The organism is Janthinobacterium tructae, assembly GCF_006517255.1.
GTDB classification, from domain to species: domain Bacteria; phylum Pseudomonadota; class Gammaproteobacteria; order Burkholderiales; family Burkholderiaceae_D; genus Janthinobacterium; species Janthinobacterium tructae.
The window spans coordinates 1,591,086-1,602,843 of sequence record NZ_CP041185.1; the positions used below are offsets into that span (position 1 = coordinate 1,591,086).

Annotated in this window: 8 protein-coding genes and 3 pseudogenes; 5 read left to right on the plus strand and 6 right to left on the minus strand. The window is 47.6% G+C overall.

Going from position 1 to position 11,758, the window contains the following annotated elements; translation table 11 throughout:
* Positions 1 to 132: 132 nt before the first annotated feature.
* The 4 genes and pseudogenes from FJQ89_RS07015 (at position 133) to FJQ89_RS07030 (ending at position 4,436) form a co-directional block, all read left to right on the plus strand.
* Positions 133 to 972 (plus strand): FRG domain-containing protein, encoded by an 840-nt coding sequence (locus FJQ89_RS07015; RefSeq protein WP_141169626.1) that lies wholly within the window; start codon positions 133 to 135, stop codon positions 970 to 972.
* 81 nt (positions 973 to 1,053) lie between these two features.
* A pseudogene (locus FJQ89_RS07020) lies at positions 1,054 to 1,323 on the plus strand (IS6 family transposase); the annotation flags it as partial.
* A 1,039-nt stretch (positions 1,324 to 2,362) separates the two neighbouring features.
* Positions 2,363 to 2,962 carry a restriction endonuclease subunit S gene (locus tag FJQ89_RS07025; RefSeq protein ID WP_141169627.1) on the plus strand — a complete coding sequence of 200 codons (600 nt, stop codon included), beginning with the start codon at positions 2,363 to 2,365 and terminating at the stop codon, positions 2,960 to 2,962.
* Entirely contained in the window at positions 2,955 to 4,436 is a 1,482-nt protein-coding gene (locus FJQ89_RS07030; protein ID WP_141169628.1) for an N-6 DNA methylase, read from the plus strand. The genes FJQ89_RS07025 and FJQ89_RS07030 overlap by 8 nt, the downstream gene beginning before the upstream one ends.
* A 10-nt stretch (positions 4,437 to 4,446) precedes the next feature.
* Here the strand turns inward: FJQ89_RS07030 and FJQ89_RS07035 are convergent.
* The 3 genes and pseudogenes from FJQ89_RS07035 to FJQ89_RS07045 form a co-directional block, all read right to left on the minus strand.
* Positions 4,447 to 5,627, minus strand: a pseudogene (locus FJQ89_RS07035) (IS3 family transposase).
* A 177-nt stretch (positions 5,628 to 5,804) separates the two neighbouring features.
* Complete coding sequence (locus FJQ89_RS07040; RefSeq protein ID WP_141169629.1) at positions 5,805 to 6,782, minus strand: hypothetical protein; 978 nt, start codon at positions 6,780 to 6,782, stop codon at positions 5,805 to 5,807.
* A 2-nt stretch (positions 6,783 to 6,784) separates the two neighbouring features.
* On the minus strand, positions 6,785 to 8,416 hold the full coding sequence (locus FJQ89_RS07045) for an AAA family ATPase (RefSeq protein WP_141169630.1): 1,632 nt from the start codon (positions 8,414 to 8,416) through the stop codon (positions 6,785 to 6,787).
* Between the two features lie 360 nt (positions 8,417 to 8,776).
* Here FJQ89_RS07045 and FJQ89_RS07050 point away from each other — a divergent pair, with 360 nt between their 5' ends.
* A complete protein-coding gene (locus FJQ89_RS07050) occupies positions 8,777 to 9,601 on the plus strand; it encodes a hypothetical protein (RefSeq protein ID WP_141169631.1) in 825 nt (274 codons plus the stop codon).
* Between the two features lie 15 nt (positions 9,602 to 9,616).
* Here FJQ89_RS07050 and FJQ89_RS28350 read toward each other — a convergent pair.
* From FJQ89_RS28350 to FJQ89_RS07065, 3 genes and pseudogenes are all read right to left on the minus strand, one after another.
* Positions 9,617 to 9,784: pseudogene (locus FJQ89_RS28350) on the minus strand (IS5/IS1182 family transposase); the annotation flags it as partial.
* A gap of 409 nt (positions 9,785 to 10,193) precedes the next feature.
* Positions 10,194 to 10,670, minus strand: a complete 477-nt coding sequence (locus FJQ89_RS07060) for a hypothetical protein (RefSeq protein ID WP_243136456.1) — start codon at positions 10,668 to 10,670, stop codon at positions 10,194 to 10,196.
* A 256-nt stretch (positions 10,671 to 10,926) separates the two neighbouring features.
* Positions 10,927 to 11,694 (minus strand): GNAT family N-acetyltransferase, encoded by a 768-nt coding sequence (locus FJQ89_RS07065; protein ID WP_141169632.1) that lies wholly within the window; start codon positions 11,692 to 11,694, stop codon positions 10,927 to 10,929.
* Positions 11,695 to 11,758: the final 64 nt, after the last annotated feature.

Consider the following 11,758-nt stretch of genomic DNA (forward strand, 5'->3'; position numbering starts at 1 on the left):
AGATCGACGTCATCTAACAATACGACGACGAGCTCACGATGGTTCAGGCAGGAGACTTACGATGTAGCCAACTTAAGCTGGTGACATAATGAACATAGCTCAGCAACTAACAATGTAAGGTATGGAAATTCAATGACAAATACTGGCTTTATAGAAATACATATTTCTTCTTGGGAGGAGTTTCGTAAAATCGTGACTGGCGAGGACTACCAAAGTTGGGCGTTTAGAGGGCAAGCGGACAAAAATTGGCCGCTTTTTAGCTCACTGTCTCGATACCTTACCGCCCACCTTGTGCATAGAGACGCTTGGCCGCAACAGGAGGCTCGCATACTTCGAATTTTTAAACGGAAGGCACATCTCCTACTTCAAAATATCCCTGCTGCAGACGACTCTTTCGAGTGGTTATCAATCATGCAGCATCACGGGGCGCCAACTAGACTGTTGGATTTTTCTTGGTCCCCTTTTGTCGCGGCCTTTTTTGCACTTGAGCAGGCAACCAAAGACGCAGCGGTGTGGGCAGCTTTCCCTCCTGCCCTAAACTTGGAGGGAAATCGGACTGTTCGGCCCAGTCAAACAACAAGAACCGATGAAATCGGGCCATGGCTAAAGGGTGCATACGAGGAACACTTTCTTCCTAATACGAAATCCGTAGCTGTTATTGGGGAACCTCACAACATGAACCAGCGACTGATTGCTCAGGGAGGAACCTTCATAATGCCGGGGATGCTTGATAAACCGGTCGAGGAAATAGCTCCCCTTGGTAGTATTGTTAAATTTGTGCTCGATACAGGGAAGATGAGAAGAGAGGCGATGCAAGATCTCTATCGTATGAATATCAATAACGCCACGTTGTTTCCTGGTCTTGACGGGCTTGCAAGATCATTAGCTTTTGAACTGGAAAATCACTGGGCATTTGACCCTATAACGATGATCGACCGTAAAGGTTACGAAAACGACTCTTGCAACCAATAGATGATTCGGCAGGTTCTGTCGCATTGACGACGAAGTAGCTACCTCGGGTAAGCTGCGGAATCGAAACTTTGGCGACACGACATGCCCAACTTCCAAGGAGTGCGTTTCCCGATCAAAGTCATCTTGGCCTGTATCCGCTGGTATGCGGCTTATCCGCTGAGCTACTCGCACATCGAGGAAATGATGGGAGAGCGCGGAGTTTCGGTCGACCATTCGTCGATGAATCGATGGGCGATCCGTGTCCTGCGGCTCATCGAGAAGATGGCTCGCAAGCATAAGCTCCCGGTCAGCCGCAACTGGCGGATGGGCGAGACGTACATCAAGGTCAAGGGTGCCTGGACATATCTACATTGAATCTCCACCAGTAGCTTAGACTCTCTTGATCTATGGTTCTTGAAAGATAAAAGACCCATGGACTGTGTTGGACATGCGCGGTCCTGCCAAGCACCTGGTGTACGATTTCGCAACTGCCTGATACAACGACGAAATCGGGTCGGGCCTATCTATCCCCTGCCCTGCAGAGACTCCTGCCGTGCTCTAGCAAAAGCAGGCCTTCCCTAGCAATAACTGCCGGCGAAAGCTGGCATAGCTGAACGGGGCAACAGCAGAGCGCCTGCTTCTTAACGCAGTAAGGGCATAGTTACGTGTGTCGAACTCATGCACATGATCCGCAAGGGCCAGTTCGCAATGGCTCGCACAGTGATGACGTCGTTCGCCGACCAATTTTATACGCTGGCAGGACAGGTTTGTCCAATTTGAGGGGAGAAGTGCCGTGCTGGGATAACTTCGACCTTTGATCAACAACGCGACAGAAACTAGATTTTTTCTTCCCCCTACTTTACAAAAATTCCCCACCGCCCGTAAGTTGACAGTACCCCGACAATGTGCCGAGGCGGGCGCAGTGCCGCCCCGAGCAGCAGGAGCATCCAATCATGCGCAAGCTCGGCATGAGCCCAAATGAAAAAAGCGAGACGTGTAGGCATCTACACCATTGACACTCAATGCCGAGCAAGGTATTATTCAAAACATGAGTTCGTGTAGATATCTATACGAACTCATGTTGCCAACCTTAAGTTAGAGCTTAAGGTTCAGAAGTGTCCCTCGACAAAAGGAAACCATGTCATCTTACACCATCTTTTCTCATTATATCACCCTGCGTATTGCTTCCTTGGAGGTGGTATGAACACGACAACCCTGAGTTCCCTCCTCAGCTCATGGGGTGACTTCATCAAGATTGTTGACGCCCATCCATTGGGTGGGATTATCTGCATGTTGATGCTTTGCGTAATTTCACTGGGCCGCTACCTTAAAGTAGCAAGTCGTCGACGTAGTCGCTAACTCAAGTTGCCACGCTGCACATAAAAGCAGCGTGGCATGAAAAACAAATTCGATGAAAAATAAATTAGAACCATTAAGCTCTGTAGCGGACCTTCATACAGTTCAGGTTTTTCGCGATAGCTCGCCGGAAATCGACATTGAAGGTAACGCGTATTCAATTTCCATTCGAGATATTGTCGGTCCTTGGCCGCTCTTTGTAAACGAGCTAACCAAAATTTTACTCACACCAGAGCAAAAGCAGCATTGTATTAAAAACGAAGATATTCTTATGCCTGGTCGTGGCGATCGCTATCCAGCTAGAATCATACAAGAGAATGAAAAGAATATAATTCCGGTTGGCCACATCACTGTTATTAGATCTACGGAACGTATAAATCCGAATTATCTAGCGTGGTATCTGAATCGAAATGAAACTCAGCAAGAGTTAGCAAAACTTTTGACTGGAACCAACATAAAATCACTAAATAAAAGCAAGCTAATGTCCATACCTATATATATGCCGGAACGACATGTGCAAGAATCCATATCTGAAATACAAAAACTATACTTCCAAAAAATTATCCTTCAGAAAAAACTGGCTATATTAGACGAAATTGAAGTCAAGGCCGTGTGTGAGAATATTTTCTCCAAAAAAGAGGATCTCCATGGATAGAAATAAAAATATCGGGGATGCAATAATTACTGCTAGCGATTCCTTAGATTCACTAATCCCCAGCAGTGAACATAAATATTACATATTGCCGATAATTTTTTTGCGACTTCTTTATGACTATATAGAGATTTTAAAAAATAGCGAAATGTCAAAAGATAACTATGAAACAGTAATCGACAAAGAAAAAATCAAAGATGTTCAGTCCAGAATATTTGCCTTCTTTAATGACAATAAAAAAGAAACACTATATGGAATTTTAGATGCAGTTGAAAACTGCTTTCCTGATAAGTTATCTTCAGTATTTTCTACTTTTAAATTTTCAACTAATCGTCTTGGCTCGAAAGAGCAGCAAAGTCTTGCGCTGGAAAATATAGTTAAAACGTTCGCACTTCCACCATTTAGCTTCAGCTCTTTTTTTGAATCAAAGAAGTCGCTAGGGGAGATATTTAAGAGCTCGATAGCATTATTAGCATTGCATTCAAAGGGAGATGTTGAATACATTACTCCACCTGAAATATCGATTTTGATTTCAAAAATTGTTTCACATAGCAAAGAACTGAAAAAAAACAGAAAATATTATGACCCTGCTTGTGGATCCGGCTCCCTGCTTTCGACTTGCGCAACAATGGAAAAAGAGCGCGGTAATGAAGTCGAAATATTTGGCCAAGAAAAAAATGGTGCCGCTTGGGCAATCGCTAAGTTAAATTTATTCTTGAGCGAAGCAGATAAAGTAACCGTCACTCTAAGTGACTCATTGCGCTCCCCGCCAGTTGACAATCATGGAAATTTAAGAAAATTCGATGTATCCGTGTCAAATCCACCATGGAATATGAAAAAATGGGGCGATGACATCTTAGACACGGACCCCTTCCAACGGTTTATTCTTGGAGCGCCAAAATCAAGTGCTGATTACGCTTTTATACTGCACATGCTGGCGATGTTAAATCCGCGAGGCGTTATGGCAACAGTAAGTCCGAACGGCTTACTATTTAGATCAGGAGGTGACGGTTTAATTAGAAGAAATCTGGTCGAGCATAACCTCATCGAGGCCATTATTACACTTCCTCAAAAGCTTTTTTACAATACAACGATTCCTGCAAACATCTTATTATTCAAAAAAGACAGAAAGGAAAGCGATATTTTTTTCATCAATTGGAATGAATCTGAATTTTTCTCCAAAGGAGTTAGCAGGCTGTCGCCTGCAGCAATCGATAAAATATCAGATTTATATATCCATAAAATTGAACTTGACGGCATTTCGCGTTTGGTTAGCATCGCCGAAATTCGTGGAAATGAGTACAACTTATCATCAAATAGATATATACAAAACGAAAGTACGAGGCAAGTGGTTGACTTAATTTCTTTGCGCAAAGAAAAACATGGGATTGAGCTCGCCCTTGAGGAAATATCCAAGAGACTAAATCAGGCGATTATCGATAGCGATGAAAGGAACAAATATCTTAACTTTGAGTGAAATGCGGTGATCAAGTAATTTCGGACACAACGATAGGTTCACGTTCTGCCATTTTCTGTTCGTAGACAGAGGGTGGCAGATTGCCCAATGCTGAATTGATGCGCTTGCAGTTGTAGAAGCCGATGATGTAGTCGGTGATGTCGGCTTTGGCCTCGGTGTGGTTGGCGTATTGACGCTGCCAGACCCGTTCCATCTTGAGGTTCAAGAAGAAGCGTTCAGCGACGGCGTTGTCCCAGCAGTTACCCTTGCGGCTCATGCTACAGACAAAGCCGTGGCTGGCCAGCAGGTCTTGGTAAAGCTCGCTGGCGTATTAACTGCCCCGGTCGGAATGGACGATCAATCCGGCTGCCGGCCGGCGCTGTTGGATGGCCATCGTCAACGCGTCGCAGACCAGCTTGGCTGGCATGCTTGGTGCCATGGCCCAGCCCACCACTTTGCGCGCGTACAAGTCCAGCACGGTTGCCAGATACAGCCAGCCGGCGCCGGTACGGATGTACGTGATGTCGCTGACGTACGCTAGGTTCGGCGCGCTCGGATTGAACTGTCGGTTCAGCACGTTGGCGGCCACTGGCAAGTCGTGCTTGCTGTCTGTCGTATGAACGAACTTGCGCTTCCAGACCAGCTTCAAAGCCTGCTGGCGCATCAAACTGCGCACCTTGTAGCGCCCGATGACGAACCCTGCGCTGGCCATGGCAGTGACCAGTCGGCGGCTTCCGTAGCTCTGATGGCTTGCCATAAACGCGGCCCGTAGATGAACGCTCGCTTTGCACAAAATCGGTTTAGCAGAACGACGCTGCGCCTCGTAAAAGCAGGATCGGCTCACGTCCAGGACGCGACAGCTGTGCTGGACTGGGATGGCCTCCTTTTGCAATTGGCGAATGAGCTTATGGGTCACTTCATTTCGCGGGCAAAGAAGGCCGAGGCCTTTTTTAAGATGGTAACGTCCTGCCGTAGTTGCTGATTCTCCAGCTCCAGTTGGCGGATTCTTTGCTGCTCGGCAGTGAGCGGCTTGCCGATGCCGGGCTGCCCGTTCTGCTCGGCACTGTACTGCTGCAGCCAGCGACGGATCGCGGTCTGGCCGATGCCCATGCTTTCGCTGACGTTCTGGACGCTCTGGCCCTGCTCATTGATCAGCCGGACCACTTCCAGTTTCAGGCTCGGCTCGAAGGTTCTACGTTTTCTTGTTGTCATGCTTTTTCCTCAGATGGTGGATTTTCCACCTATTGAGGTGTCCGGGCAAATTAAACCACTACAGAAAGATTACATACGCGGACAGCCCCCTAGTTTCTATCCTATCTGACTTGGCCCAGCACCAGTCATCAGTCACATACGATGCGCCCAGATCTTCCACTTATAGCTCACCGATATTTACCTTGGCACCATCTCAAGTAGATGTTCAAGTATGCTATTCAGGCAAATTCCAAGTGCCCTCTCCTCACGGTCTACCTCTTTAAACCCTAAGACCATATTCCGCAGCGCCGGCTCCAATGGGCTATCCGCATCAACATAGCTTCGGTAATTGTTGTGCATATCCTGCACCTCATGGGCGTACCACTGATAGCGCTCAGGTAAAGCAAAGAAGTCAACGTGCCTACGCACCACCTCCCTTCTCGCTTCAACATTAATCTTAATATCCCCCAATGCAACTGGCCTATCATAAGCCAAAATATTATCCAATCTAAATTTTACTGCTTTTTCCGGAAATTTAAATGGATGAGGCAATTTTTCAGATAAAGGATCATCTTGCAGCTTAACCCCCGAATTACACTGATGGCACGATGGAATCAAATTATGAATAGATATTCCCAAATAGGGATATTTTGCACGCGGGTAGTAATGATCAAGTGGAGGCCGCATTTCCAATTTCCTCACGCTGCTTTTTTTCTTCGGAAGTACATCATAATGGAAATTCACATGATTGATATTACAATAGGGGCAAAGGCGAATATCATAAGCTTTCACCAAAAGATACGCGCTCCATTGCGATCGAGATTTGGAGAAGTCATCATAATCGAACGATTTCCTAACTGCATGGAGAATATAGGTTTTATCATGATCATAATTTTTACTTCTCGCAGATGGATTTTTTTGCGCATAAGAATGAAAAATAGGAAATTTATCTTCAATTTCTCGAATACATCTTCTTATTTCCGCGACACTTCCGGCAAGTAGTGATGAAATGTTGTCTTCCAGATAAATCTTTAATTCGAGAGTGGTGTTATTTATTCCCAACGGAATGATCGGAATATTTGCAAATTCCGTGTCGATATTTTCTAAAGTTAATTTTTCAAGCGCCGCAAGATGCTTGCTAAGGATAGTCGCATTAATTCGCTTCAATCTAATCAAAATTATTTCCCCTGTTTGATTCGTTCGGTAAGATATTGGCGAACTTTATCATCCGCCAGTGCTGCAGCAGTTAGCAAGGCTTCAGATTTGCTAATTTTTCCCTCACCATCACCAAAATAGGAAGTTAATTTAACAAGTGCAGGATTTGTAATTTCTCCCGACAAATCCACAACGTCGTATACCTTTTCCAATAAACTCTTTGGACCTAATCCAAAACCATTGATGGTTCTGGATTTGTCGATATCGATCAGGGAATTGGGAGGAGTATCGGCAGCAATTATGAGTGAATGAGAAGACACAACAATGTGAGCACGAGCAGCCAAGCCGGGGAACGCTTTAACCAGTCTCAATATCCTTCCGATGTATTCACGTTGCCACTTGGGATGAAGAAACATTTCTCCCTCATCGATGAGCAGAAAAAAAGGGGCGATCGATTTCTTATTTATACTGAGCTCTTTCAACGCACCATGTAGTGCTGCACTAAATACTGCCAGCGCCGATTCTCCTGAACTCAGGTTTGCAATTGAGAACACCGCTAACCCTAGCCTACTGCAACGCCCAAGTGCATCCCGATCCGGCAGAAATTTTTCAAGATTAGTTTCGAATATTCTTGGTGTTGCCTGAATCGCCCCGCGCTTGCGCGATGTCAGCCATTCAGTTAATGCCCGCATAGTTTTCAAGATTGGCTGCAATTTTGGGTAGTCCAGCTCCACCCTAGATTGAAACTGAAGCGTAATTTCGTTGAGGAGAAATTTCCTTCGCTGGAGCGACAATCTTCTTGCAGAGAATTCTTCAAAATTTTTGAATGCACGATCCAATTCCGTATGGATCAGTTCGAAGATAATCTTTGCCAAGTGATTTATCCAAGTATTCGGTAGCCGATTAGATTCTCCCCTTGACTCAGCAATACTGCAAAGTACTCGTAGCTCCAGCGTCTGGCTCCTAAGTGAGTTTCGACCGCTCTTCCACAACAAGTCCCTCAAAAACCTGCCAGCGTCAATCTTTGAGAAGACATCCGAAAGTCGCTCGCATATTTCTTGGATTGACAGCAAGTTATGGGTGATGCCCATTTTTGCACGTCGAACAACGCTATCGGGAAGATCTCTTTGTAGCTCTAGCAAAGCCAACCCATCAAGCTGGTTGAGCTCACCATATCGGGGTGACACATCACGACATTCTTCAACAGAAAGCATTGCTGTTCGACGCGCAGATTCAAAAGGAGAACTTGTATAGAAGATCGAGTGCAACACTATTTGCGCGTCATCAACACGCGTCACAGCGGCTCCCACAATTTCATGGTCATTCACTCCTGGTGAGGCGTAGAAAAAAAGCTGTTTCCTATGAGAGTAAAGAACCGAGACTTCACCGGCACCGGTTTTACTTGCAAATCCGGCAGCAATACGAAGAAGAATATCTGTCTTTCCCGATCCATTCACTCCAAACAATGTATGAAAGGATGCGATACCCTGCTCCAAGCTACGAGGCATCTTTTGCCCATCCATAGAAGTGATGGTGATACGCTGATCTGACACTGAAACGTCATAGTCGTTGCTAAGAAAAATGGGCAGCGGGCCATTTTCGGAGGGGACGATTAGCAAATGAAGGACTGCTTGAGATGGAATTTTTTTCAGCATAATTTAAGTGGATTGGTGAATGTAATATTGCCAAATACACATTTCCATCAATAGTAGTTGCGCAGGAGCACGACAATAAACTATTATTACCTAAAAAGAAATCCCATTACCAGCGCCGATCCGACTGATCCACGTCGTTCAACTACCTATTGAGGTCTACTCATGGCACATCTGGCCGCCTCAACTTGGGAAAAATTGGACCTGCACGTCCATACGGCAGCTTCAATTGCCCATAACGATTAAGGCCGCGACGACGAAACGTGGGAGCGATTTCTCAACGACTTGGAGAGAATTAATACCGAATTCAAAGTCATTCTGAGCAATGACTATTTGCCACTATCCCTCTAACATGAAACAGAAATGACTCATCCAGAACCAGTCCAAAAAGGTAACCCTCATAAATTGTCGCTTGACCAGCACACATTCCCAACCAAGAGTATTATAAGATTTTCCGAGGGCGGTGGGGTTGAAGTCCACGAAAAACGAGTCGGCCGCACATTACGCCGTCTTCCAAAAGACGTCTTGTTTTGTGCGAGACGCTTATGGGATCACAAGTCCGAAATCGGATACATGCGAGATATTGAAAATCCATTCCAGTCATTGATCGACAACCTATTAGGAGGGAAACGGAACCTATCTGCAGACAACCATTCACTAATTACAGATTTTTATTTTCTTTGGAATCTTCGTCAAAGAGTCCGGATGGAAGAGCCAATACATTCACAACTTCCTGGTTGGACGCCAGAGAGAGTAATTAGGAAGAAAGACACTCAAGAAAAGTTGGAAGGAAAGGGCATTCTTTTTTGGGATGAAAACGGTGAGATCCCCAATCGAATACTCACTGGAACTAGCTTGCAAATGCAGTTGTGGGCCGAGCGCGAGCGGATGCCGGTTACCAGGTGGGGTGTCATAGAAACCCTGCCTGGACAGGGCGAGTTCCTAGTTCCCGATAACCTCTGTCAGCACACACTCATACCAATCTCTCCGAACGTCTGTCTTGCGGCTAACAATCCGGATCAATTTGTCGATATGTCGTTTGTAGCATGGTACAACGGTTTGGCGGTCGAAAACTCCGATAACTACTATTTCGCACGAAACATAAAGGATTGCCCAATTTTGAAACATACGACTCTACGAACTGAACTTAAGGATGTAGGGCTGCTCAAATCTGCGCGAAGGGCTTAGAGGGTGTAGACAAAATCAACGCTTAAAAGCGAGTCTGTTGAGTAGCATACGTGCTTCAGCCAACCACACCCAAGCTGCCGAAACAGTGAATTTGCGGTCGTGATGCGTCACTCTGCGGCACCAGCGTTCCATCCACGCGTGTGTCCGTTCGGCGACCCAACGCATGGGCAGGACCCTGAACCCGGCATGCGCAACCGCAGCATCTTCAGGGGGCGTCTTGGGTTCGTGCAGCGTTCGGTCGTCCCATTGGCTGGATGACTGAATCGCCACCAGTAGCTTAGACTTTCCTGATCCATGGTTCTCGGACGATGAGAATCACGGATCGTGTCCGAGGTCTGGGTTTCGTGCCAGGCACCAGGTGTGCGATCTCGTAGCTGCCTAATCCAACGACGAGATCGGGTCTGGCCAGTCTATCTCCCCTGCCCTGCAGAGACTCCTGCAGCACTCAAGTAAAAGCTTGCCTGCCCTCGCCATAATGGACAACGAAGGATGTCATATCCAGCAGGGTGAGCAGATTTGCTGCATCGGCCAGCTCCTCCTCTAACCGAATAATGCGCTTTTGAGTGCGCCGTCACGACAATCTGACTGATCATTACGCTTCGCTTCCAGGCGGATTGACTGTTGGAGCGACGACTGTGAAGCCGTGATGTTCGAGAACAGCCCGGCACACGGCGAGGAAGGCTGGTACATCCAAGTCGTGTTTGGCATCGTTGACGCGCCAGCCACAGATTTTGAAGTCAGCCGGGCCGAGGCCGTCGCCGACGTGGTCGACCGTTGGCAGCAGGGCGAAGTCGTGTTTGTAGGTCCGGCCGCCCTCTGCAGAGTCGGCGTTATCGTAGGTGCCTAATAACGTCCAGTCGAGCGGCTCGCCGCTATAGGCGTCACACCCACTGCTTGCCCCCACTGCCGCGTGAATAGCGATCCGGTAAGCTTCGCCGATCGCAGTGGCATTGCCACGCTTGCGGTCGCGCTTTACATGGGCCTGCGCCTTGTGTACCAACCAGCGCTGGTAGGCCGTTGGTTCGACGACGCCGACAAGGAAGGTGGGAAGCGCGTATTTTCTTGGCACGGTATCTCCATCATGTTTCTTGAGGACATGATACCCGACTGCCCCGCATAAATATAATGCTGGTTCGGCAACACGGTCCTAAGGACTGCGCGACCTTGGCCCAGTCCGACTATGCACCAGACCGGATCTGCCATGCATCAAAAAAAATCCATTTTCGGAATCAAGGCTTACCTAAGGGCTCGATGGCACCTCGTCTGTCGGCGTGGGTAGCCGCAGAGCCATTGGGCAGCACACATTTCGGACCAGATTTAGGACATCAGACCAACTTGAAACCACTCCAAGCCGCTGCCACGACGCCGACAACCGCGATAGCGACCCCAGCAGGGCGATTCCTTAGCCACGCACGGGCAATCCACCTGACGGGATGGCGCTCGGCAAAACGCAGTTCGCCGTAAAGCTCTTTGAAATCCCGAACTTGTATACGCGCTGTGACTGCCATTTTCTCTGCGTCCGAGAGCGCCGCGCGCAGATAGCGAGGTAGATCATGCTCGGTGATTGTTTGAGCCCAGGTCGTCACTTCCTTGAGGTTGCCTGCAAGGATGGAACGCGATACGCCAGCTGACTTGTCCTTGTCCGTAAAGTCAAATTCCAATCCAAACCTTTCATAGAATCGATTTCGTCGGATCCTGTTTTGCGGATCGCCAGCATCACCGGCCAATAGAGTCACTTCCCGCACGGGGGTATCAGGCCATTGTTTCGCCCATGCTACAATTTCATTCATCAAATAGGTCCCCAGCCGCCCTCCCCTCAACCGTGGCGGGTCTACTCTGACATATCCGCCTGTGCTCAGGCTCGAGGAGGTGATCGAAATACCGTCGAAGCCCTTGTCGTAAAAGCCCAAGAATTCGCCATCCGGGATATCGGAAGCAGTTCCGGCGCTTAGATCCCAATAGAAAACGCTGATCTTGCCGCGATGGATTTCATTGGTGCGTGGATCCCGCTCCAGCTCCTCCTTCCTTTCGATAAGTATCCAGTCGACGCGCCCAGCATCTGTGGAGTCAGCGACGCGCTTGATCTCAAGCATGCGGACATCAGGCTTCCTGCGAGTTTGTCCATGGCCCTGGGGCCGAAATGATGAAGTGATCAAG

Bases quoted from the DNA above. Each gene is read 5' to 3' on its own strand.
- FJQ89_RS07015 (WP_141169626.1), top strand. From the start codon at position 133: ATGACAAATACTGGCTTTATAGAAATACATATTTCTTCTTGGGAGGAG.
- FJQ89_RS07025 (WP_141169627.1), top strand. From the start codon at position 2,363: ATGAAAAATAAATTAGAACCATTAAGCTCTGTAGCGGACCTTCATACA.
- FJQ89_RS07030 (WP_141169628.1), top strand. From the start codon at position 2,955: ATGGATAGAAATAAAAATATCGGGGATGCAATAATTACTGCTAGCGAT.
- FJQ89_RS07045 (WP_141169630.1), bottom strand. From the start codon at position 8,416: ATGCTGAAAAAAATTCCATCTCAAGCAGTCCTTCATTTGCTAATCGTC.
- FJQ89_RS07050 (WP_141169631.1), top strand. From the start codon at position 8,777: ATGACTCATCCAGAACCAGTCCAAAAAGGTAACCCTCATAAATTGTCG.
- FJQ89_RS07065 (WP_141169632.1), bottom strand. From the start codon at position 11,694: ATGCTTGAGATCAAGCGCGTCGCTGACTCCACAGATGCTGGGCGCGTC.